Origin of the sequence: Corallococcus sp. AB011P (assembly GCF_003611605.1) — a bacterium.
Taxonomy (GTDB): domain Bacteria; phylum Myxococcota; class Myxococcia; order Myxococcales; family Myxococcaceae; genus Corallococcus; species Corallococcus coralloides.
In genome coordinates this window covers 410246-433022 of the sequence record NZ_RAVX01000005.1, presented here as the reverse complement: position 1 = coordinate 433022, position 22777 = coordinate 410246, and the positions used below count along the sequence as shown (strand labels likewise).

23 protein-coding genes are annotated in these 22777 nt (G+C 70.5%); 5 read left to right on the top strand and 18 right to left on the bottom strand.

All coding sequences use genetic code 11. The features are described from left to right. Positions 1–226 precede the first annotated feature (226 nt). The 4 genes from ruvA to D7X30_RS17545 form a co-directional block, all read right to left on the bottom strand. Complete coding sequence (ruvA, locus tag D7X30_RS17560; protein WP_120564076.1) at positions 227–841, bottom strand: Holliday junction branch migration protein RuvA; 615 nt, start codon at positions 839–841, stop codon at positions 227–229. Continuing rightward, positions 838–1419, bottom strand: coding sequence for a crossover junction endodeoxyribonuclease RuvC (gene ruvC, locus D7X30_RS17555; RefSeq protein ID WP_120564075.1), 582 nt, complete (start codon positions 1417–1419; stop codon positions 838–840). The genes ruvA and ruvC overlap by 4 nt, the downstream gene beginning before the upstream one ends. Positions 1420–1456: 37 nt before the next feature. Next, the gene (locus D7X30_RS17550) at positions 1457–2206 is read right to left on the bottom strand and encodes a YebC/PmpR family DNA-binding transcriptional regulator (protein WP_120564074.1); all 750 of its coding nucleotides are present in this window, start codon (positions 2204–2206) and stop codon (positions 1457–1459) included. Positions 2207–2294: 88 nt separating this feature from the next. Next, a complete protein-coding gene (locus D7X30_RS17545; RefSeq protein WP_120564073.1) occupies positions 2295–3434 on the bottom strand; it encodes a PleD family two-component system response regulator in 1140 nt (379 codons plus the stop codon). Positions 3435–3541: 107 nt separating this feature from the next. On the opposite strand from D7X30_RS17545, the gene D7X30_RS17540 reads away from it, so the two are divergent. Further along, entirely contained in the window at positions 3542–4201 is a 660-nt protein-coding gene (locus D7X30_RS17540; RefSeq protein ID WP_120564072.1) for a hypothetical protein, read from the top strand. On the opposite strand, the gene D7X30_RS17535 is transcribed toward D7X30_RS17540, so the two are convergent. From D7X30_RS17535 to D7X30_RS17520, 4 genes are all read right to left on the bottom strand, one after another. Then, positions 4202–4459 (bottom strand): hypothetical protein, encoded by a 258-nt coding sequence (locus D7X30_RS17535; RefSeq protein ID WP_167548185.1) that lies wholly within the window; start codon positions 4457–4459, stop codon positions 4202–4204. 20 nt (positions 4460–4479) lie between these two features. After that, the gene (locus D7X30_RS17530) at positions 4480–5337 is read right to left on the bottom strand and encodes an Fpg/Nei family DNA glycosylase (RefSeq protein ID WP_120564071.1); all 858 of its coding nucleotides are present in this window, start codon (positions 5335–5337) and stop codon (positions 4480–4482) included. 136 nt (positions 5338–5473) lie between these two features. Further along, on the bottom strand, positions 5474–6490 hold the full coding sequence (rtcA, locus tag D7X30_RS17525; protein WP_120564191.1) for an RNA 3'-terminal phosphate cyclase: 1017 nt from the start codon (positions 6488–6490) through the stop codon (positions 5474–5476). Between the two features lie 186 nt (positions 6491–6676). After that, positions 6677–7912, bottom strand: a complete 1236-nt coding sequence (locus D7X30_RS17520; protein ID WP_120564070.1) for an RtcB family protein — start codon at positions 7910–7912, stop codon at positions 6677–6679. Positions 7913–8058: 146 nt separating this feature from the next. Here D7X30_RS17520 and rtcR point away from each other — a divergent pair, with 146 nt between their 5' ends. Then, the gene (rtcR, locus tag D7X30_RS17515; protein WP_120564069.1) at positions 8059–9690 is read left to right on the top strand and encodes an RNA repair transcriptional activator RtcR; all 1632 of its coding nucleotides are present in this window, start codon (positions 8059–8061) and stop codon (positions 9688–9690) included. 47 nt (positions 9691–9737) lie between these two features. Here the strand turns inward: rtcR and D7X30_RS17510 are convergent, their stop codons facing one another. The 8 genes from D7X30_RS17510 to D7X30_RS17475 form a co-directional block, all read right to left on the bottom strand. Continuing rightward, positions 9738–10367 (bottom strand): hypothetical protein, encoded by a 630-nt coding sequence (locus tag D7X30_RS17510; protein ID WP_121710793.1) that lies wholly within the window; start codon positions 10365–10367, stop codon positions 9738–9740. A 2-nt stretch (positions 10368–10369) separates the two neighbouring features. Continuing rightward, positions 10370–11389: a hypothetical protein gene (locus D7X30_RS17505; RefSeq protein ID WP_120564067.1), complete on the bottom strand. Its 1020-nt coding sequence runs from the start codon at positions 11387–11389 to the stop codon at positions 10370–10372. Between the two features lie 11 nt (positions 11390–11400). Beyond that, positions 11401–12228, bottom strand: a complete 828-nt coding sequence (locus D7X30_RS17500) for a hypothetical protein (RefSeq protein WP_147443225.1) — start codon at positions 12226–12228, stop codon at positions 11401–11403. Positions 12229–12256: 28 nt separating this feature from the next. Further along, positions 12257–13603, bottom strand: a complete 1347-nt coding sequence (locus D7X30_RS17495) for a M24 family metallopeptidase (protein ID WP_120564065.1) — start codon at positions 13601–13603, stop codon at positions 12257–12259. 287 nt (positions 13604–13890) lie between these two features. Continuing rightward, on the bottom strand, positions 13891–14142 hold the full coding sequence (locus tag D7X30_RS17490) for a hypothetical protein (protein ID WP_120564064.1): 252 nt from the start codon (positions 14140–14142) through the stop codon (positions 13891–13893). Positions 14143–14212: 70 nt separating this feature from the next. Beyond that, positions 14213–15061 (bottom strand): zf-HC2 domain-containing protein, encoded by an 849-nt coding sequence (locus tag D7X30_RS17485; RefSeq protein ID WP_120564190.1) that lies wholly within the window; start codon positions 15059–15061, stop codon positions 14213–14215. A gap of 146 nt (positions 15062–15207) precedes the next feature. Beyond that, on the bottom strand, positions 15208–15687 hold the full coding sequence (locus tag D7X30_RS17480; protein WP_120564063.1) for an anti-sigma factor: 480 nt from the start codon (positions 15685–15687) through the stop codon (positions 15208–15210). Beyond that, positions 15684–16265, bottom strand: a complete 582-nt coding sequence (locus tag D7X30_RS17475; RefSeq protein WP_120564062.1) for an RNA polymerase sigma factor — start codon at positions 16263–16265, stop codon at positions 15684–15686. Before D7X30_RS17475 ends, D7X30_RS17480 begins: the two co-directional genes overlap by 4 nt. A 496-nt stretch (positions 16266–16761) precedes the next feature. On the opposite strand from D7X30_RS17475, the gene D7X30_RS17470 reads away from it, so the two are divergent. Continuing rightward, positions 16762–17313 carry a hypothetical protein gene (locus tag D7X30_RS17470; RefSeq protein ID WP_120564189.1) on the top strand — a complete coding sequence of 184 codons (552 nt, stop codon included), beginning with the start codon at positions 16762–16764 and terminating at the stop codon, positions 17311–17313. Further along, positions 17310–17900 carry a tRNA-uridine aminocarboxypropyltransferase gene (locus D7X30_RS17465; protein ID WP_120564061.1) on the top strand — a complete coding sequence of 197 codons (591 nt, stop codon included), beginning with the start codon at positions 17310–17312 and terminating at the stop codon, positions 17898–17900. Before D7X30_RS17470 ends, D7X30_RS17465 begins: the two co-directional genes overlap by 4 nt. Positions 17901–17924: 24 nt before the next feature. On the opposite strand, the gene D7X30_RS17460 is transcribed toward D7X30_RS17465, so the two are convergent. Next, positions 17925–19349 carry a protein-disulfide reductase DsbD gene (locus D7X30_RS17460; RefSeq protein ID WP_120564060.1) on the bottom strand — a complete coding sequence of 475 codons (1425 nt, stop codon included), beginning with the start codon at positions 19347–19349 and terminating at the stop codon, positions 17925–17927. A gap of 70 nt (positions 19350–19419) precedes the next feature. Beyond that, positions 19420–21033, bottom strand: a complete 1614-nt coding sequence (locus D7X30_RS17455) for an SPFH domain-containing protein (RefSeq protein ID WP_120564059.1) — start codon at positions 21031–21033, stop codon at positions 19420–19422. Between the two features lie 370 nt (positions 21034–21403). Between D7X30_RS17455 and D7X30_RS17450 the strand changes: the two genes are divergently transcribed. Further along, on the top strand, positions 21404–22765 hold the full coding sequence (locus D7X30_RS17450) for an IscS subfamily cysteine desulfurase (protein ID WP_233591633.1): 1362 nt from the start codon (positions 21404–21406) through the stop codon (positions 22763–22765). The last annotated feature ends 12 nt before the right edge of the window (positions 22766–22777 follow it).

Genomic DNA, 22777 nt, shown 5'->3' with positions numbered 1-22777 from the left:
TGATATTTGCAGCGGAATGGGCCAGCTCACGGCCGGCCAGGATTGCTCAGGGGTGTCAAACCGTGAGCGGCGTGGATCACCAGATGATGGCAGGCGAACGGCAGGAGCGTCCGCTGTGCGACGACAGCGGATTCCTACAGGAAAAAGCCTTGCGCGTATTTTCCGAGGATTTCCCACCCCAGGAAGCACCGCGTCTCGCCCTGGAGGGCGGAGCGGTGTCCGGAAGTCACGGACTGGAGCGCAGGGCCTTGAGGGCTTCGCGGAAGAGAGCCTGGAAGGAGGCGTCCGGGCCCAGCTGCTCGATGACGACGTCCGCGGCCTTCTCCGCCTGGGGTTGCTTGTAGCCCAGGTTGAGCAGCGCGGAGACGAGGTCCGCCTTGTTGCCGGACGTGACGGGCGCGCGGGGGGTGGTGCCGCGCGCGATGCCCTCCGAGTGGAGGTTGCGCACCTTCTCCTTGAGTTCCAGGACGAGCCGCTCCGCGGTCTTCTTGCCCACGCCGTGGATCTTCGCGAGCCGGCTCGTCTCACCGCGCGACAGCGCCGCGATGAGCTCACCCACCTCCATGCCGGACATCACACCCAGGGCCATGCGCGGACCGACGCGGGACACGGTGTTGAGCAGCTGGAAGAGCTCCTCCTCCGCTGGGGAGAGGAAGCCGAAGAGCTCGAAGGCGTCCTCGCGCACCACGGTGCGGATGCGCAGGTCCACCGGCTGGCCGTCCGCGGGCAGCTTGCCCAGCGAGACGGTGGACAGGTTCACGCGGTAGCCCACGCCGTGCACGTCGATGACGGCATCCTCGGGGCCCTTCTCCAAAACGTTGCCACGCAGCCGGGCGATCATCGGCGGGTCTCCGGGCGCTGGTAGGCGGACGACAGGCGGTCCGCGAGCACCGACGCGGCCCCCTTGCGCTTGGCGTTGCCGGGAGCGCTGGCGCGGGGCATGCCCACGCGAAACTGGTTCAAGTGGCACACTGCGACGGCGAGCGCGTCGCTGGCATCCGCGCGCTCCAGCGTCGCTTCATCCACACCGAGCAGCGTGCGCACCATGCGCGCCACGGCGTCCTTGCCTCCCGCGCCGCTGGCCCCTACGGACTTCTTCACGCTGGCGGGGGCGTACTCGTGCACGGGCAGGCCCGCCTGCGCAGCGGCGAGCAGCGCCACGCCGCGCGCGTGGCCCAGCACCAGGGCGCTCCGGGCGTTGCGGTGGGTGAAGAGGCCTTCCACGGCGACGGCCTCCGGTTGGTAGCGCTGGAGCGCGGCGCTCAAGGCGGCGTGCAGGTCCCTCAGGCGTTCAGCGAGGGGCGCGGACTCCACCACCTTGATGACGCCATGGCCCAGGTGCACGAGCTTGCCCTTCTTCTCCTCCACCACCCCGAAGCCCATGAAGCGGCTGCCAGGGTCCACGCCGAGTACCCGCACCGGCCCGTTCCTTTCCCACGCGCCCCTTGCCGGGGCTTTACGTGGACAGCGACTCCATCAGGGACTCGTCGATTTCGAAGTTGGCGTGCACGTGCTGCACGTCGTCGTTGTCGTCGAGCGCGTCCATCAGCTTCAACAGGCGCTTCGCGTTGTCGCCTTCCACCCTCACGGTGTTCTGCGGCACGAAGGTCCACTTCTGTTCGCCCAGGGGCAGTCCCGCGGCCTCCAACTTCGCGCCCACCGTGTGCAGGTCCGCCGGGGCGGTGCGCACCTCGAAGCCGTCCGGCCCCTGGTCCACGACGTCCTCCGCGCCCGCGTCCAGGGCCTGCTCCATCACCTGGTCCTCGGTGGGGCCGGGCTTCACGGTGATGACGCCCTTCTTGTGGAACATCCAGCCCACGGCGCCTTCCGCGCCCATGTTCCCGCCGTAGTTGCCCAAGAGGTTGCGCACGTCGCTGGCGGAGCGGTTCCGGTTGTCGGTGAGGCACTCGATGATGAGCGCGACGCCGCCGGGGCCGTAGCCTTCGTACGTCACCTCTTCGTAGGACTCGCCGGCCAGCTCGCCCGTGCCCTTCTTGATGGCGCGCTCGATGGTGTCGCGCGGGATGTTCGACTCGCGCGCCAGGGCCACGGCCACGCGCAGGCGGGCGTTGCTGGACGGGTCACCGCCGCCCAGGCGCGCGGCGACGGTCATCTCCTTGATGGCCTTGGAGTAGAGCTTGCCCTTGGCCACGCCCAGGACGGCATTCCGGCGTTTGAGTTTCGACCAGCGGTTGTGACCGGACATGGGGGGCGGCTTCGGCGTGGGGTGGACGGGCGTTCAGCCCGTGGCGCTCCCGGCCTTGTGCCCCGAGCAGGCCGCCCGAGTCAAACCCTCACGACGCGTCCGGCCCGGGCTCCGACCCGGATTCGGGAGCCAGGACGGGCTCGAAGAGGCGGGGCGGTCCCGCGGACTCCCGGGCGCGCTCCCGCTCCTCCACCAGGATGGCGGGCACCAGCACACCCAGCATGAACAGGCGGGTCGCCGCCTCGTAGGCCAGGGCCTCCGGGAAGCGGCACTCCAGGAGCATCGCGCGCACGGTGCGCCGCCCGTCGAACAGGCGCACCACCTGCTCCACGTCCTCCGGCAGCGAGGGCAGCTCCTGCGAGAGCCGGTTGAAGTCCACCGTGAGCCGCGCCGCCAGGGGCAGGCCCTTGACGCGCAGCTGTTCGAAGCGCTCCAGGGCGGGCACCACCTGCTCGCACAGGAACGGGCGGTCCATGGAGAAGCAGCCCCGCTGCAGCTCCGGGCCGAACGTCACCGTGTACGCGCCCGCGCCGAAGCACAAGAGGCGCCGGAACGCGAGGATGCCGCGCTCGCAGTGGAAGGCCGCGTCCACCACCAGGCCATGGCGGAAGAAGAGAGCGCCCGAGTCCTCCGACAGCACCACCCGCCCCGAGCGCACGCCGGACAGGAGGGCGCGAATCAACGCCACGAGCGGCAGCGTCGCGGTGTGCGCATCGTAGACGTCCTCCTCGCCGCGCCGCCCCGCCTTGAGCCGCGCGAGCACCGCCACGTCGCGCGCGTCCACCGGCTCCACCAGGTACTCGTCCGCGCCCACGCCCGCGGCGAGGTCGCGGTGGAACTCCTCCGCGTGCTTCGCCACCAGCAGCACCGGCAGGTGCGCGGACTTCGGGTCCGCGCGGAGCACGCCGCAGAGGCTGAAGCCGTCGCCGTCCGGAAGGTCCGCGTCGATGATGACCAGCCGGGGCAGCTCGGCCTTCGAGTCCGTGGGCGCCGCGTCCGGCAGCGTCCCTCCAGCCTCCACGCCCAGCCGCTTCAGCGCCGCGCGTGCCCCATCCACATGCACGGGCTCGAAGCCTTCGCGGGCGAGCGCCTCCGCCACCGCGGGCCGCGCAGGCTCACCCACGAGCAGCACCCAGCCCCCGGCCCCACCCGGCAGGCCGAGTGCGTCACGACCTCCCGCGGGCGTGGAGGTTTCAGGAGGCGGTGCGGCGTGCAGGTAGGCAACCATGGATTCCCCATTCTTCCAGGGATCCCGCGCGAATGCACAACCTGCCCCCAAGTCCCTGGATTCGTTGGGTTTTGGCCAGGCTGCATCCCAAGCTAGGGTGCGCGCCCATGACGCGCCTCGGACTGTTGCTCGCCCTCCTCGTCGTGCCCGGACTGGCCTCCGCCCAGGACGCCGAAGTGTCCTTCTCACAGGAGGACCCGCTGGGCTCCGTGGTGGCGCCGGTGATGCTGCCCGCGGGGGCGACGGCGCTCTATGGCTACACGGGCGCGCCGGAGGTGGGCGTGGGGTTCCGGCAGGGACTGGGCGCGCTGGAGGTGGAGGCGCGGGCGCGCTTCGACTGGTTCAAGCTGGGCGCGTCGCTGGAGCTCGTGGGCCGCAAGGAGGTGGTGCGGAGCGGGGCGTTCAGGCTGGCGCCGACGCTGGGCGTGGGCCTGGTGCTCAACTCCGGCTCCACGTACATGGACGACGACAACTTCTCCGGTGTGCTGGTGCGCATCCTGCCGGGGATGGTGGCGGGCTACCGCGTGGCGGACACCGTGGTGGTGCTGGGCCTGGTGGACCTGCCCATCGACCTGGGGCTCTCGGGCGACAAGCAGCGGCGCTTCCAGGCGCTGGGCGGCTTTGGCGTGGAGGTGTACCTGGGCGGCAACCTGTCGCTGCTCGCGGCGGGACAGGTGGGCGTGGAGACGTTCCAGGAGCGCGCGGGCGCGGGCCACACGCGGCTGGGGCTCACGGGGCGCGTGGGCCTGGGGACGCGGCTGTTCTGACTAGAAATCCGGCGGAGGGCTCTGGCGCGGCGTGCCCATCAGTTCCAACGCGCGCAGCGCGACGCGGATGAGCGTCTGGGCGCACGGCTCGCAGCCTCCGCCGCAGCAGTGGGGCCAGCGCCCTTCCGGGTTGCGCAGGAGTGGCCGCACGCTGGACTGGTAGTAGCTGGGGAACTGCAGCTCCTCGCTAGCTCGCGCGAGCGCGTCATCGAGGGACAGGGGTGAGGGGGCGGGAACGTCGGACACGCTCCCGTTCATACCAGCCCCCCGGAGCCTTGTCAGAGCAGTGACGTCTGCGCCGGGGCCTCTGTCGCGGCGCCGTTCTCGGGTTGGCAGTGCGAACACCAATGCGTGTTGCGGCCGCCGATGCGCAGGTGAGACACGGGCGTGGCGCAGCGGGGACAAGGCGCTCCCGTCTTGCCGAAGATGTTGCGCCGGTGCTTCGCCTGCCCCTGCACACCGAACAGGTCGCGCTGCGTGCCGCGCAGCCGCAGTCCTTCCTCCAGCACGTCGCGGATGCCCTGGTGCAGCCGGACGATTTCAGCGGGAGACAGGGACGACGCCAGCCGCCGTGGGTCGATGCCCGCGCCCCACATGCTCTCGTCCGCGTCGCGGTTGCCCAGCCCCGCGAGCACGCGCTGATTCAAGAGCACTGTCTTGAGCGGACTGCGCCTGCGGCGAAGCTGCTTCGCCAGCACCTCCGGAGTGAAGGTCTCATCGAGCGCCTCCGGTCCCAGTTCCTCCAGCTTGAGCTGCGAGGCCAGCAGCGCCGTGGGCCCCAGCGCCACGCGCGCGTAACCCAGCGTGTCGGTGAGCTGGAGTTCTTCATTGCCCTCCAGCGTGAGGACGACGAGCGTCTCGGGAGGCCGCTCGCTTCCCACGGGCCGCAGCTGAAGTTCGCCCCAGAGCATGAAGTGCAGCGCGAGCGTCTGCCCGTCATCCAGCGTGAGCAGCATGAACTTCGCGCGCCGCTCGGCCGCGAGCACCTTGTGGCCCTGGAGGTTCTGGATGAAGTCCGGCGGCGAGGCGAAGCGCACCGCCGCGGGCACCAGCACCTCCGCGCCCACGAAGCGCCGGCCCACGACGGCCTGCTTCAGGTCACGGACGATGATTTCGACTTCAGGGACTTCCGCCACGCGCAGCCTCCCCCACGGGTCACAACGTAGGAAGACTGCGAGGTAACGCCATGGGTTGTGCCCTGCTGAACGCGTGCCTCGTCCGACCGCCGGGCGTCCGGCCGGACAAGGGCGCACCGCCCTGCCCTGCCCCACGTCAGGCGCGCACCGTCACCTCATGGACGTCGCGCTCCAGCTCCCGCACGTCCACCTTCACGTCGAGGAAGTGCGCCATCGTCTCGCGCTGCGTGAGCGAATGGCTGTCCAGCGCCACCGTGCGGAAGTGGCCACCCTTCGCCAGGGCGCACAGCAAGAGGAGCTGATCACACAGGTGTTCGCCCACGGGCACGCCCGAGTCCAGGTAGCGCTTCACCTTCGCGGCGACCTCCTCGGCCACGACCTCCGCGCGCTTGCCGCGCTCGCCGAAGCCGGTGAAGACCTCCGTCACGTGCTCGCACTCCACTTCGACGCGCAGCACGTTGCCCGGACCGTAGGCGCGCTTGAGCTCTTCCGGCCGCTGCTGATCCGGACGCAGCTTCAGCACGGCGGCCACGGTCTCCAGCTCGCGCTTCGCCACGTCGAAGGGGATGGACGCCACCTGGGCCACGGCCTCCGTGCGCAGCACCCGGCCTCGCTCCAGCAACTGGAGCGGCTGGAGCTTCGCGGGATGGATGTCCACGCGGAACCGTCCGCCGCCCGCCGGATAGTAGCCGGGCCGCTCCAGCGCCACGTCCACGCGCGGGCCCATGCGGCGCAGGAGCGGCAGATACGCCTTCTCCAGGAACTCGAACGGCGGCGCCGCCGGGTTGTGCGTCCCGCCCTCCAGCATCAGCGTGGAGGCTCCGTCCGCGTGCAGGAGCGCGGGCAGCACCGTCTGGAGCACCAGCGTCGCGCTGCCCGCCGTGCCCACCGCGAAGTGGTAGTTGCCCGCTGACAACGCGCGCGGATGGAAGGACAGCTGCTTGGAGCCCAGCTCCGCGCCCGTCACCTCCGCGGCGCCCACGGCCTCCGCGGCCTTGAGCGCGGTGAGGTGCTGGCGCAGGAGGCCCGGCTTGGCGCGGCCCGCGCGCACGTTGACCATCTCGAACGGCGTGCCCGTCACCAGCGACAGCGCCAGCGCGGTGCGCAGCACCTGGCCGCCCCCCTCCCCCTGTGAACCATCGATGCGAACCATGTGCGTGGTGCTCCTTTGCGCGCTCGCGGACGGATGCAGCATCCCATCCCTGATTTCAAAAAATAGCGGCGCCCGCTCCCCCACCCTTAACGGCCGCTTTCGCGGACCTCTTGGGGGGAACGGGCGCCTCGGTGTCTTCATCCCGGCATGAGTACCTCCGCAGGACGGCGGGTGGGACTGCTTGGGCTATCCCTTCACGCACACCACCTGCTTGAGCGTGTGGACGACCTCCACCAGGTCCGCCTGCGCGGCCATCACGGCGTCGATGGACTTGTACGCGGCCGGCGTCTCGTCAATCACGTCCACGTCCTTGCGGCACTCCACGCCCGCGGTCGCCTTCTCGTGGTCCTCCAGCGTGAAGCGCTTCTTCGCCGCTTCGCGCGACATCACCCGGCCCGCGCCGTGGCTGCACGAGTGGAAGGCATCCGCGTTTCCCTTCCCGCGGACGATGTAGGAACGGGCCCCCATGCTGCCGGGGATGATTCCCATATCGCCCTCGCGCGCCCGCACCGCGCCCTTACGGGTCACGAAGCAGTTCTTTCCGAAGTGGTGCTCGCGCGAGATGTAGTTGTGGTGGCAGTTCACCGCGGACTCGGACAGCTCGAACGGAGGCAGCTCACCGCTCGCCTTCAGGGCCTCCACCGCCGAGTGCAGCATGAGCTCGCGGTTCATCGCCGCGAAGTCCTGCGCCCAGCTCACCGCGAAGACGTAGTCGTCGAAGTGCTCCGTCCCCTCCGGCAGGTACGCCAGGTCCGCGTCCGGCAGGCGGATGAAGAAGCGCTCCATGTCCTGCTTCGCCAGCTCGATGAAGTGGCTTCCGATGCGGTTACCCACGCCGCGCGACCCCGAGTGCAGCATCAGCCACACGCCGTCCGACTCATCGACGCACAGCTCGATGAAGTGGTTACCCGTTCCCAGCGTTCCCAGGTGCGCCAGCTCCGGCCCACGGCCGATGCGCGGGTGCTTCGCGACGATGCGCGCGTACCCTTCCGCCAGGCGGGCCCAGGCACCGGTATGCGTCGCGGGCGAGTCCTTCCACGCGCCACGATCATTCCGGCCACCGTTGTCCGTACGGCCGTGCGGCACCGCCGCCTCGATGGCCGAGCGAACCCCGCGCAGCGAGTCCGGCAGCTGATCCGCGCGCAGCGTCGTGCGCACGGCGATCATCCCGCATCCGATGTCCACGCCCACCGCCGCCGGCACCACCGCGCCCACCGTGGGCACCACGCTCCCGACCGTCGCGCCGTAACCGCGGTGCACGTCCGGCATCGCGGCGACCCACTTGTGGATGAAGGGCAGGCCGCGGAGGTTGCGAAGCTGCTTCTTCGCCTCGTCCTCGAACGGCACCCCCACCGTCCACGTCTTGATGGGGCGGCCCGCTTCGTCCGACATCACTTCGTAGTTCGCGTTCGTCCGGTCCATAGCGCTGCACCTTTCGGTCGTTCGACCGGGCTCTGTGTCCCGGTCACGTGGGGGAGCTAGAGCAGCCGGCGTGCCAACGCCGCTCCCGAAGGAGACACTGGGGGCAGGCTGGAAATCCGTATCCCATGGGATAAACACCTATCCTGATGGCTCAAAAGGCGAAGGCGCGGCGGACGGTCGTCATCGGGATGCTGGGGACGACGCTGGACACGGGGATGGGGGCGCACCGCTGGACGCGGTGGCGGCCCACGGTGTCGCTGTGTCAGCAGGAGGACCTGCTGGTGCACCGGCTGGAGCTGCTGCACCCGCCCCATGGGACGTCGCTGGCGGCGGTCATCCGGGACGACATCGCGCGGGTGTCACCGGAGACGGAGGTGCGGCTCACGTCACTGCCCATCCGGGATCCGTGGAACCTGGAGGAGACGTACGGCGCGCTCCTGGACCACGTGCGCGCGAACTCCTTCCATCCGGAGGAAGAGGACTACCTGGTGCACATCACCACGGGTACGCACATCGCGCAGATCTGCATGTTCCTCCTGGTGGAGAGCCGGCTGATTCCGGGCCGGCTGGTGCAGACGTCCCCGGGCAAGGGGAAGGACCACGGGGCGGTGGGCACGCACGCCATCATCGACCTGGACCTGTCGAACTACGACACGCTGGCGGCGCGCTTCCGGCAACAGCAGCGCGAAGGCCTGTCATTCCTCAAGTCCGGCATCGACACGCGCAACGCCGCGTTCAACCGGATCATCGAGCGGATTGAACAGGTGGCGGTGCAATCCCGAGCGCCGCTGCTGCTGACGGGCCCCACGGGCGCGGGCAAGTCGCAGCTCGCGAAGCGCATCTACGCGCTGAAGAAGGCGCGCAACCAGGTGACGGGACCGTTCGTGGACCTGAACTGCGCCACGCTGCGCGGCGACGGCGCCATGTCCACGCTCTTCGGCCACGTGAAGGGCGCGTTCACGGGCGCGGTGGGAGACCGGCCCGGCCTGATGCGGCAGGCGAACGGCGGCGTGCTGTTCCTGGACGAGATTGGAGAGCTGGGCGCGGACGAGCAGGCCATGTTGCTGCGAGCACTGGAGGACAAGCGGTTCCTGCCGGTGGGCGCGGACAAGGAGGCGGAGAGCGACTTCCAGCTCATCGCGGGAACGAACCGCGACCTCCAACTGGACGTGGAGCGGGGACGGTTCCGCGAGGACCTACTCGCGCGCATCAACCTGTGGACCTTCCGGCTGCCCGCGCTGCGCGAGCGTCCGGAGGACATCGCGCCCAATCTGCAATACGAACTGGATCAGGCGTCCCAGGCGTTGGGGACGCGGGTGACGATGAGCAAGGAGGCGCAGGAGTATTTCCTGCGCTTCGCCACGTCCCCTGAAGGCCGGTGGAGCGGCAACTTCCGGGACCTCAACGCGGCGGTGCTGCGCATGTCCACGCTGGCGGCCGGTGGGCGCATGACCCGCGACGTGGTGGACGAGGAGTTGGACCGCCTGCGTTCGCAGTGGCGGCCCGCGGGCGCGGCGGCGATGTCAGCAAGTGAGGACGTCTTGGTGGAGGTGATGGGAGCGGCGCGGGCGGCGGAGCTGGACCGGTTCGACCGCGTGCAGCTCGCGGATGTGGTGACGGTGTGCCGCTCCGCGCGCTCATTGTCGGACGCGGGCCGGATGTTGTTCGCGCAGTCACGAGCGCAGAAGAAGAGCGTCAACGACGCGGACCGGCTCCGGAAGTACCTGGCGCGTTTCGGGCTGGCGTGGGCCGACGTGAGTGGTCGCGATGCGGAGTGATGCCACCCCGTGGGCCCTGTTGGATGGACCCACGGGGAGGCCCGGCGTCAGCGGAAGGTGTCCGCGATGGACCGGCATTGCTTCGTGGCCAAGGCCTCATCGAGCACCCGGACCTCGCCCTCCTCCGGAGAAGCCGGGACGGGCGCGTTCGAGCCGCCCAGCCACGCGGGCGGCACCATGCATTCGAAGGTCAGTGGTCCCTCGAACGTCGCACGCACGCGCCCGTCCTTCATCCGGACCTCACCCTTCGCCTGCTTCCCGGTGACGGTCAGCTCCAGGGTGCCCTCGTCCATCATCATCGCGGGCTCCCCAGCCAGTTGGTAGTCCACCACCGCCAGGCCCGCTCCCAACGCCGTCTGTGGGATGATTCGAGCGGTGGCGTGCTTCGACGTGACGAACTTCTCATTCACAGGCATGCGGAATCGCCAGGTGCCCCCGTCCTGCGACTGCGCGCTCAGCGCGACCATCCACAAGGTGACGGGTGGATCCACCAGGAAGTCGGCGCTGAACCGGACGGACGGGGCGGAGTAGGCACGGTCGTCAGCCCGCACCGTGGCCGCGCCGCGTGGCTGGGGGAGCTCCGCCGCCGTGAGGGCACCACGCGACGTCACCCGCTCCTCCCTCGGCTTCGAGCAGGCGCCCAGGAGCAGCGCCACCATCAGGACCCCGTGCCGCATGCTCAGCACCCCACCCGCAGGACCATGGCGCTGACGGTGGTGTTGTCGTTCTCCCTCAGCTCGTCCACCGCGCCCGCCGGATCCATGTCCAGGTAGACGTAGTACGTGGTGAACGGCAGCGTCGAAGGCACCGTGAAGCCCAGCGAATAGATGCCCTCCGAGAACGCGCCCAGCGAGTGGTTGAACGTGCCCACCACGTTGGTGGACTCGTAGTAGCCATTCGGCGGCGCCGTCGGACTCAGGCGCACGCGCATGGAGTAGGACGACACGGCCGCGTTGCCCAGGTTGCCCACGTAGAACTTCACGCTCTGCGCCGTGCCCCGGCACACCGACTTCGTTCCGGCCGGGTCCAGCGTCTGCGCCACGTCCCCCACCACGCCCATGGCGGACGGCAGCAGGTTCGGCTTCGTCACCGAATAGCCGTACAGCGTGTTCATGCCCTGCGCGTTCGTGGGCCACAGCGTGGAGGACTCGTAGCCGCCCGTCACCAGGTGCGGCGGCGAGGTGCGCAGGATGCTGTGCCCGCCCTCGTGCTTGAAGCCGAAGAAGTGCCCCGCCTCGTGCACGAACGTGCCCCGGCCGGACGTGCCGAACGCATTGCCGGTGCGCGGCGTGAAGTCCAGGTCGCTGGCGATGCAGACGTCCGCCTCGTCGATGCCGTTGCTCCCGATGAAGCACAGCCCCACGACGGAGTACGTCACGCCGTTGTTCCCGTCGATGGACGCCCGGTCACACAGGCCGATCTCGTTCTGCCCATCGCTGTGGTCCAGCGAGCAGTCCGTCGCCGCGTTCACGTTGAAGCCACTGACGATGTGAGACAGGTCGTCCCACTGCCGCAAGCCGTTCCAGTACGCCGTGTTGACGTTGCCGGAGTCCGGGATGCTGCACCGGTTCCGGTACACGGCCGGCCCGCTGTACCACTTCACCGGCGTCCCGTTGCACGTGTCCCAGGCGGCGGCGCCCGCCTCCATGCCGCCCAGCACCAGCGCCGCGACGACGCCCACGAATGTCGTTGTCTTCATGGCGGACCTCATCACGGCTGGCCGGGCGGGATGTCCCGCTCGGGCTGGAGGGGAACGGCACCCGGCACCACGGACGCGCCCGCGGCGGGCGTCACCGGTACGGACAGCGACGACGCGGTGGTGACGGGCTCCTCGCGGAACGCACCCGTCACCGTGAGCCCACGCGCGCGCAGGTGGCTCTGGAGCAGCGAGAGGAACGCCTCCCGCTCCATCCCCTCCGGAGCTCCCCGGGCTTGCGCCTCCTTGAGCAGCGCCGGACGGGCGCCCATCAGGTCCACCGTCTCGAACACCGGCGCCGTCTGCCGCACCCCCGCCGAGCCCAGGCCCGCCACGAGCCCGCCCTCTGCCCCCACCAGCACCTCGCGGCCCGCCACCGACTCCACTCGGAAGGCGTGCTCGTCCAGCACCGGCGACAGGCTCCACCCGGTGTTGCGCAGGAAGACCACGTAGCGCGCGCCCCGGACGAAGCGGGGCACATGGCTCACCACGAGCTGCCGTCCATCCGGCAGCATCCCTCCGGCCTGCTTGAGGCGCAGCTCACGCGGAGCCGCGCCCAGGTGTGCCCGCACGTTCCCCAGCGTCACCACCGTCCACGGGCCCGTGCGCGGCGAGTACTCGCTGCGCACGTCCGTGACTTCACCCTCCACCACGGAGGCCGTCTGGTCGAACAGGCCGAGCAGGCTGTCCACCGCGCGCGGCGGCCGCAGCGACGCTTCCGCGGACAGGGGGCTCTCCTGCCGCGCGGGGGCTTCGTCCCCACTGGCGGCGCTGCACCCCGTCACTCCCAGGAGGAGCAGTGCGCACGCCCCCCTACTGAACGTCGTCCATGGTCTGCCCACGCGCATCACGTCCGCTCCCTTCGTGTCGTCAGTGGATGAGATAGAAGGCGTCCTGGCGCGGCACGAAGAACCGCCAGCCTTCGTCCGTCAGGTACGCCGGATCTTCCTGCATCACCGCCACCTGCTGCCCGCCCCACTCAGGCACGGCGGTGGTGGTGCTGAGCTCGACGGCGAGGTACGAGCCCTTGCGCAACAACCGGGGCGCCTCCGAGCGCGACGCCGCGCGGAAGTCGATGGATGAGCCCAGCGCATGGCCCTGCGCGCCCAGCGGATGGCTGTAGACCTTGGCTTCGATGCCCCGCTCCTTCATCTCCGCCATCGTCGCGTCGTAGACGTCCGCCGACGAGCGCCCCGGCCGCGACGCCCGCAGCATCAGCGCGTCCTGCAGCGTCCGCGTGTTCTCCAGCGCGCGCTTCAGCCCCTCCGGTGCGTCCTGCTCGCCGTCCTTCAGCACGTACGCCATCTTCTGCCAGTCCGTGCTCAGCCCCAGCGCCGAGACGCCGAAGTCCACGTGCAGCAGGTCGCCGCGCTGGATGACCACCGCCTCGTCCGCCACCGCCAGGAAGCCTCGGGAGAAACCGTCCTTCATGCCCTGCCGCTGCACGCGCAGGTCCGGCTGGAACCACGTGCCCACGCGCGCCTCGAAGAGCGCGTCGTAGAGCCAGCGGCGCACGTCCCCCACCGTCGTCTTGCCGGGAACCACCACCTCGTTGGAGAGCGCCCGCTTCACCAGCGACTCCGTCAGCACCACCAGGTCGCGGTAGGGCGTGAGCTCGCCGGGCAGCCGCGTGTCCAGGTACTCCTCGATGAGCGGCGCCGCGCTCACGAAGCGCGCTTCCGCGGACGGGCCCAGCGCCTCCACCAGCCACTTGTAGGTGTCGTGCGTCAGGCTGCGCGTCACGCCCCGCCGCCCGTCCATGGCCAGCGCGATGGTGCGCGGGTGGTAGCGCGCGTCCAGGTCCGCGAGCGCCTCCGTCTGCTTGCGCTCCACCGGGGGCGCCTGGAAGAAGCGCGCCACCGCCTCCGTGGCGTAGCCCGTCAACGCGACCTTCTGGAGCCCCGCGTCGCCCGCGTCCACGAAGACGAACACGTCGCGGTTGCCCGCGTACGGCAGCGGCGGCGCGACCCAGGCCGTCAGCGGATCATCGTGGAACTCCTCGTTGACCACGACCCACATGGCCACGCCGTGCCGGCGCATCATGTCCAGCAGCAGGCCATGCCGCTCCTTCAGCCAGGACTCGCGCAGGGCCCGCTCCTGGGACGGCGGCGGCACGGGTGGGGTCGTGAGGGCGGTGGGGGCGCTCACGGGAACGGTGGCACACGCCACCAGACAGCCCAGGCTCAGTGCGGGCAGAACTGCGCGCCAATGGTTCATGTCGGGAACTCCGGGTCGGGAAGGAGGTGGAGCAGCCTAGCGCGCCCGAAAAACCGAAGCCCCCCGCTCCCGGAACCCATGGGGTCCGGGAACGGAGGGCCTGGGGCGCATTCCCACCTGCTCACCCGCTCGGATGTCCTCGCTCCCACACGCTTCCGGATCCCGTCCCCCCCGGTCCGGGACACCTGGAATCCGGCAGGCCTCACGGCCCGCGAATCCACTGGAAGCGGCGGCCCTCCCCCGAAGGCCGCGTGGAGCGCGGACATCCAACCGCGCGCGCCGTTACCTCAGTAGCTGGCGACCCAATCCAGGTCGCTTTCCTCGAAATCGAAGAGCGATTCCTCGCCTTCGTGCCGGGAGTCCTCATCCCCGTCCCCCTCTTGCTCCTCGACCCGGTACCCCCTCGGCTCCCGGACCTCGTCCTCCGGCCGCACGCCCGCGCCCCCGTTGGAACCGGGCGCCCACAGCTCGCCGTCCCCCTGGCTCCACGCATCGATGCGGTACATCGCGTCCCCCCGGTGCGGTGTCTTGCCGTCCACCCCGCCGCCGCCGCCACGCCGCGCCTCGATTAATAGACGCCGATCGCCAGAATCCTTGGGTCGCCCCCGGTCATTTCAGGAACGAGCCCCCCTGCCGGAGCGCCAGGGCCCGGATTCCGGCCTCCTCGCTCCACCCCGGCTCCCCCCGGCGGGCCACGGCCTCGAAGGCCTCCGCCGCCTGGAGCGGGAGCCCCATGGCCCGGAGCACCAGCGCCCGGTTCCACAGGGCCTGGGGATGGTCCGGTGCCTGACGCAACACGCCTTCGAGCAGTGCCAGGGCGCCCCGCCAATCCCCCGCCGCCATCGCCACCACGGCCCGGTCGCTGTCCCGGTCCAGCGAGGGGGCGCTGCGCGCCAGGAAGTCCGACGCCTGACGCAATTCGCCGCGCACCAGGTAGGCCGCCGCGATGCCGTGCAGGTCCCCCCGCTCCTCCAGCGCCGCCAGGGTCCGCAGGGGCACCGGCGGTTCGGTCGCGAGCGCCGCTCCGCCCCTCGCCCCCGTCCGGACCGGGACGTAGGGGAGGTAGCGGTCCGCGGCCGGGTACGCGATGCGCGCCTCCAGCTCCCGCGCGGACGCATCCGCCCGCCACGCGTCCCCCGGCCGGAAGCCGTCCCCGGTCATGAACGCGGCGAGCGCGCCCAGCCCCATGGCCATCACCGCCCCCAGCGCATGCCTCCACCGGCCGCGCGGCAACGAGAAGCGGAACGGCAAACGGACGGGGGCAGGCGGTGGTGGCGCGTCGTTGTGGGCCACCGCGCCACACAGGGCCTGGACGCTGAGCATCTCCAACTGCATGGCATCATGCAGCCCGCTGGCGCACGCACGGCAGAGGGCCAGATGGAGCCGGAAGTGCTCCTCGTCCCCCGATTCCAGCTCCCCATCCAGGAACCGGTAGAGCTTCTTGCACCAGAGATCCATCAAGCGTCAGGGCCTGGAGTCGCGAGGCCGCCTCCCGTCCCTTGCGAAACGCGAGCGGGAGCAATCCTTGGTGGATTCCGCTGGCAGCGTTCGCCGCTGGCTCCCTCGCCTGCCCCCCAGGGAGGAGCAGGCGGCGAGGGCCCTTTTCAGCGGCGCGTGCGGGGGCGCAGCAGCGTCGCGCCGGAGCGGCTGGTGCGCGGGCACGGAAGGCGCGGCGCGCTGACGGCCTCCACGGCCTCCGTCTCCGCGAACCAGGGGCAGCAGTTGGCGCACCCCGGACAGCGGCGGCGGAAGCGGCGGGCGCCCTGGTGCCAGGCGCGGCCCTCGCGCTCCGGGGGCAGGGGCGCCTGCGCGGCGAGCACGTCCCCGGGCCAGCTCTCCGGCACGTCGTCCCAGTCGGACCCGGGCACCGTCTCGCGGGCCTGGCGGGCGGACACCCAGCGCTCGCTCTCCGCCGGATCCTCCAGCGCGAGCCTCGCGAGCATCTCCAGTTGCAAGAGGTCGTGGAAGCGGCGGGCGCAGACGTCGCAGGTGGCCAGGTGGCCCCGGACGCGGCGCTGGTCCTCGGCGGACAGGCTCCCGTCCAGGAAGGGCTGGAGGTCCTCACACTCACACGCGGTGCTCATCGTTCCCTCTCCTGGCGGCGGCGTTCCGCGGTGTCGTGGAGCATGGCCTTGAGGCGGCGGCGGGCGTGGAAGAGCCACGTGCCCACCGTTCCCGCGCTGGGGGTGTTCATCCGCCGGGCGATCTCCGCGTGGCGCAGGCCCCGCGCGTGCAGTTCGAACGCCTGGCGCAGCTTCTCATTGAGCCGCGCCACGGCCTGGCGCAGCTCGTCCTCCGTGACGCACTCCCACTGCTCGGGCTCCGGCGCGTCCTCCGGGTCCTCGAAGAGCATGTGGACGTTGTGCAGGTCCACCCGGCGGTCCGTCTCCGCGCCCTGGCGGCGGCACTGGTCCAGGAACCGGTTGTGCAGCACGCGCACCAGCCACGCGCGGCGTGCGGGCTCCGGCCAACGCTTGAGCCGCTCCCATTGCAGGAGCGCGCGCAAGAGCACGTCCTGCACCAGGTCGTCGCAATCACTGGCACTCTTGCCGCAGACATTACGCGCGATGGCGACCAGCACCGGCTGATGGCGGATCGCGAACGCGGCGAACTCCCCTCCAGAGCCCTCCCGGACTGGCGGCTCCTCCCTCCCTGGCACCATGCGACCGCCTCCCTTCCCTCCAGAGAACGCCGAGGGCCGGATTCTTTTTTTCTCACGGATGCGACAAACGCTGTCGCGCTTCTTTCCGCGTCACGGCGACCAGTACGGCTGAAACACTTCAAGCAGACGCCAATTCCTTGCATGGAATAGACAGACATCCAGGGACTCCCCGGTTCAATGCCTCTCCATGGGTGTGACTTGCCTCCGGGGTGGCGCGTGCCGGACCCTGCGTGAAAAAGGGGGGCGGAAAATGGGCGTCCAGCATGCCCCAGGGGCTTTCCGGCGGCTGGAGCGTTTTCGTGAACGCGCGGATCCGCGGTGTGCGCGGGTCGCGGTGGCATCTCCTGGTGCGTCAGGCGGGGGGACGTGTCCCGCCGCGTCGTGTTCCGGGCCTGGAGGAGGCCCCCTGGGGGCACGGGGAAGCGTCCTCGGGCGTAACTCCCCCCTTGCGTGCCTGGGGAGTCCTTTGGTCCTCTTGGGTCACCGCCGTATGCCCATGGAAACCGCCGCCGACAGCCGAGAGTACCGCGTGGTCTTCTTCTGCCCCGCGTCGAACGCCCGGCTCGAGCGGCTGGAGGTCCCGGTGCGCCGGCTCCTGTCGCGCATCCAGGCACCGCCGGCGGAGCTGGCCCCGCTGAGTGAGGCCGGGGCGCTCACGGAGGCCGGGTGGCAGGTCTACCTGGTGCGTTCGCTGACGGAGCGCAGCGCGGCGCAGGCCATGGCGGCCTACGTCAGCGAGGCCACCTGCGCGCTGGCGGCGGAGGTGGACGCGGAGGTGCTGGGGCTCTACGTGGACGTGTCCGGGGACTCCGCGCGCATCTGCCGGTGCGGCCCGGAGGACGGGCCGGAGACCTTCGCCGGGCGGAGGCAGGCCGCGCTCACCCGCACGTCCGAGTGGCTGGAGGTCGCCCCCGCGAGCCTGTCCGCCCTCTTCCAGTTGGATCCGCCGGACGCCGAATACGAGCCGGACGCGGACGACCGCTTCGTCGAGGAGAAGCTGCGTGAAGCGCGGGCCTTGATGGACCGCTACCGCACCGCGGCGAAATGAGGTCGAGCACCCCGGAGGACCTGTCGGGCCGTTGTGAGCGGTGCTACCTGCCCACGGCCCTGTGCCTGTGCGCGGACGTGCCCGTCATCCCCACGCGCACGGAGCTGCTGATCATCCGGCACAACAAGGAGTCGCAGAAGAGCACCAACACGGCGCGCATCGCGGCGCTGGCCCTGCCCCGCTGCCACATCGTGTCCTATGGCGCGCCAGGGGCCCCCTTCGACGCGTCGGTGCTGGACACGCCGGACACGTGGCTGCTCTTCCCGGACGCACCGGAGGCGGAGGGCCCTCCGCCGAAGCGGCTCGTGGTCATCGACGGGAGCTGGGCGCAGGCGCGGCGCATGGTGCAGCGCGTCCCCGCCCTGCGGCGACTGCCGGGCATGAGGCTGCCGCCGCCCGCGCCGGATACGCGCCGCCTGCGCAAGCCGCCGCACCCGGACGGGATGTCCACGCTGGAGGCCATGGCCGGCGCGCTCGCGCGGCTGGAGGGCGAGGAGCTCGCGAAGCCGCTGCTCACGCTGCACGAGCTGATGATTGAACGCGTGCTCGCGAGCCGCGGCCGGCTGGGGTGGGAGAACTACCTCTGACGCGCTGATGCGGCGACGGGCCTCCTACTGGAGGACCTTCTGCATCTCCGCCGCGAAGGGCACGGGCTCCAGGAAGCCCGTCACGCGCGGCTTCGTCAGCACGGTGCCGTCCGGGTTCACGAAGGCCACCGTGGGCAGGCCCTCCACGCCCAGCTGCTCCATCAGCGCGTCCAGGCGGTCCTCGCTGTTCGTCGCGTCGATCTTGATGGTGAGGAAGCGGCTGTCCTCGGCCTGGGAGATGACCTCCGTGGACGGATACGTCAGCCGGTCCAGCTCCTTGCAGGCCGCGCACCAGTCCGCGAAGAAGTCGATGAGCACCGGACGGCCCTCCTTCTTCGCCGCCGCGAGCACCTGCTCGAACTGGCTGGCGTCGAACGTTGCCTTCTTCGCCGGCATCACGTGGTGCCACTGCCAGGACGGCGCCACCGGGTGCTCCTGGAGTCCCATGCGCACCCACAGCTCACCCGTGGGCCGCGCGTCCAGCGCTCCGCCGCGCATCACCAGCGCACCCACCACCAGCGTCACGCCCAGCGCCTTGAAGCCGAAGTCGCGCGCGCCTTCCTTGAACGAGCGGTGCACCGCGCCCACCAGCACGCCCACCACCACCAGCACCGCGGCCAGCACCGCGCCGGGCACCTGGCCCACCTCGGCGCCCAGCGCCTTCACGGTGTCGCGCGCCCAGGGGAAGGCGTCCTTCACGTACGAGAACGCGAGCGCCACCAGCATGATGCCCAGCACGCTCTTCACCCACTCCATCCACACGCCACCGCGCGGCAGGCGCACGGTGAAGACGCCGATGAGGAAGAACGGCACGCCGATGCCCAGCGCGTAGATGAACAGCAGCGTCGCGCCCAGCGTCGTGTTGGCGGACTTCGCCACGAAGGCCAGGAGGCCCGTGAGCACCGGCCCCGTGCACGGCGCCGCCAGGAACCCGGACACGCTGCCCATCACGAACGCGCCGACGATGCCCGCGCCGCCCACGTTGCTCAGCTTCGTCTGCATGGACGACGGCAGCGCCAGCTCGAACGCGCCGAACATCGACGAGGCCAGCAGCAGCAGGAACAGCGCCAGCCCCAGCACCACCACGGGACTGCCCAGCATGGAGCCGAAGGCCTGGCCCGTCTTCGCCGCCAGGACGCCCAGCGCGCTGAACACCACGCCCATGCCCACGATGTACGACGTCGTCAGCGCCAGCGAGCGGCCCCGCGACTCCGCCTTCCTCGCGCCGAACACCGACACGGTGATGGGGATGAGCGGGTACACACACGGTGTCATCGCGGTGAGCAGGCCACCGGCGAACACCACCAGCGCGCCCCACGCGAGGTTGCCGGACTCCAGGAACCGGGCCGCGTCCAGCCCGGCGCTCGGGCCCGTGGGCAACAGCCACGGCACCACCACCACCGCCACTCCCGCCACCACCGCCGCCAGCGTCAGCTTCTTCGTGTCCATGCGTGCCTTACGCCTCCGCGCGTCCGGACCTTCGGAGGCTCCCTTCTATATGCGGAGGCCGGGGACGCGGCTACCCCGCAGGCTGCTGCGCAGGGGAGGCAGGCACCTTCAGCCCCGCGGAGCGTGCCAGCCCCATCACGCCCTCCACGGCGGCGGCGATGTAGCCAAAGGGGTTCGCTCCATCCACCGCCGTCACGTGCACCTCGCCCATCTGCTGCTGGAAGGCCGCCGCCACCTGCGGCAGCTGCCGCGCCAACGTCAACTGGATGACCTCCGGGCTCACCGAGTTCTCGATGTCGCGCAGCGTCTTCGCCCGCTCCAGCTCCAGCCCCTGCTGCGCGCGGGTGCGCCGCAGCTCCAGCTCCGCGATGCCGGCCTCCGCCTCCGCGATGGACTGCTTCGCCAGCAGCACCTGGAGCCGGGCGGACAGCTGCTCGGCCTCCTGCCGGGCCTCGGCGAGCTGGACCTCATGACGCGCGGCCTCCGCCTCCTGCTGGCGGCGCATCCGCTCCAGCTCCACCTGCGCCTTGGCGGCCTCCGCCTCCTGCTCCCAGCGCAGCTCCTCCAGTTCCCCCTGCGCGCGGTTGTACGCGAGCTGCCGTTCGCTCGTGAGCCGCGCCTCCTCCAGCCGCGCGTCCGTGGCCAGCGCCTCCAGCCGGGCCTGCTCCTTCAGCGCCTCCGTGCGTGTGCGGACCTCCTCCTGCGCGGTCAGCTTCGCGAGCGCCACTTCGCGCTCCACGGAGGTCCGCTCCTGCTGCTGCTGGCGCGCCTGCTCCATCTTCGCCTGGGCCAGCCGCGCCTCCTGCGCGAGCTGCTCCATCTGCGCCTGCTCCTCCGTGGCCTGGGTGCGCTGGCGGACCTCCTCGCGCGCGGCGAGCTTCTGGAGGTTGAGCACACGCTCGGCCTCCGTCTCCTCGCGCCGCACGAAGCGCTCCTTGGCCAGCTCCGCCTCGCGCGCCTGCCGCTCCTGCTCCCGCCGGAAGCGGGCCTGCATGTGTTCGAAGACAGAGGAGGACAGGACGCGCACGTCCTGGATTTCAATCGTGTCCAGCAGCACGCCCCAGCCCGTATCGGTGCGGTCCTCCAGCCGGCCCCGCCCGGAGAGCACCGGGGCAATCTCGCGCATCAGCTCCGCCGCGATGCCCTCCTTGCGCCGGGTGAGGCACTCCTCCACGGTGAGGTTCGCCACCAGCCGGCGCGCCGCGCCCACGAACATCTCCCCGAGCAGCTCCGCCAGCTTCTCCTGCGCGCGCTCCGGATAGCTGAAGTTGAGCATCCGGAAGGCCACCAGCGGATCCGCGATGCGGTACACCGCCAGGCCCGTCACCGCCACGCCGACCTTCTCGCTCGTCACCTGATCCGCGGTGAACTGGAACCGCTGGATGCTGGTGGGCACGATGGCCACCGAGTCCCCCGGCAGCTTGAAGCAGCTCGCGCCCTGGCCGCTCACCTCGCGCACGCGCCCCCGGCGCATGTGGATGAGGAACTCGCTGGGCCGCGCGGTGATGAGCCCCCACTTCTTCACCTTGTCCGGATCCTCCGCGGGCTTGCCCGCCCGCCAGCCGTCCGCGTAGCGGGAGCGCTCCAGGCCCCCCTCCAGGCGGATCAGCGACGGCCGCCCCGTCCCGTCCTGCTGCGTGTCCTGGGCGTTGCTCCGGGCCTGCGACTTCGCGTTGGCGCTCATGTGGTGGCACCCTCCGCGCTGTCTCCAGTGCAGGCGCCCGGCCATGCCCCGGGGTACCGCGAAACGGGCACTTATGGGCGCGCGAAGCGCTGTTTCGGATCACCCCGCTCCAATCCGGCGCAGTTGGAGTGCTCCACTCTGGAGGTGCGTTGAACCAGCCCGGTGCACTCCACGACCAGATGCGTCGCGGACAGGGGCCTCGGACCCCATGTTCCCTTGACCCGAGGGGGGTCGATTTTATAATTGACCAGTCCGGTCCACATTCGTGTGGGCCCATGTAGACCCTGCCGCTGCGCGCGGACCCACCGCGTCGCCGGGGAGCGGAGGGGTGTTCCACCCTCCTGCGTCACTTCTTCCTGAGGACTTCATGCTGAGCCTGCCCATCTACATGGACAACCACGCGACCACCCCGCTCGACCCGCGGGTGCTGGAGGCGATGTTGCCCTACCTCCGCGAGGACTTCGGCAACGCGGCCAGCCGCAATCACGCGTTCGGCTGGAAGGCCGAGGCCGCGGTGGAGAAGGCGCGCCGGCAGGTGGCGGACCTCATCGGCGCGTCGGAGAAGGAGATCGTCTTCACCTCCGGCGCCACCGAGTCCGACAACCTGGCCATCAAGGGCGTCATCGAGTTCTACAAGTCCAAGGGCGACCACATCATCACCCTGAAGACGGAGCACAAGGCCGTCCTGGACACCTGCAAGCGCCTGGAGCGCGTGCGCCAGGAGCGCCTGGACGAGCTCAAGCTCCTGCGCCTGGGCCAGCTGGCCGAGCGCGACGTCACGCCGGAAGGAGTCCCCGAGCTGGCCGCGAAGTTCAACCTGGACGCGGACGACACGTACAAGAAGTGGGCGGAGATGCCCACGGGCGGCGCGCGCGTCACCTACCTGGACGTGGAGAAGGACGGCCGCGTGAGCCTGGAGAAGCTGGCCGCGGCGATGACGCCCAAGACGGTGCTCGTCTCCATCATGTTCGCCAACAACGAGATCGGCGTGGTCCAGCCGGTGGCGGAGATTGGCAAGCTGTGCCGTGAGAAGGGCGTCCTCTTCCACTGCGACGCGGTGCAGGGCGTGGGCAAGGTGCCCTTCGACGTGGAGAAGATGAACGTCGACCTGGCCTCCATCAGCGCGCACAAGATGTACGGCCCCAAGGGCGTGGGCGCCCTCTACGTGCGCCGCAAGCCGCGCGTGCGCATCGCGCCCATGGTGGACGGCGGCGGTCACGAGCGCGGCATGCGCAGCGGCACGCTGAACGTGGCGTCCATCGTCGGCTTCGGCGCGGCGGCGGAGGTGGCGCGGCAGGACCTGCCGGAGGAAGCGGCGCGCCTGTTCCGCCTGCGTGAGCGGCTGCGCACCGGCATCATGGAGCAGCTGGACATGGTGACGGTGAACGGCAGCCTGGAGCACCGCATGCCGGGCAGCCTCAACATCTCCTTCTCCTACGTGGAGGGCGAGGCCCTGATGATGTCCATCAAGGACGTCGCGGTGTCGTCCGGCTCCGCGTGCACGTCCGCGTCGCTGGAGCCCTCCTACGTGCTGCGCGCGCTGGGGGTCGAAGAGGACATGGCGCACAGCTCCATCCGCTTCGGCCTGGGCCGCTTCAACACGGAGGAGGAGGTCGACTTCGTCATCCGCCTCGTGGTGGACAAAGTCCGCAAGTTGCGAGACATGAGCCCCTTGTACGAGATGGCCAAGGAAGGCATCGACCTCAAGAGCATCGAGTGGACCGCCCACTAAGCGCTCCCCTCC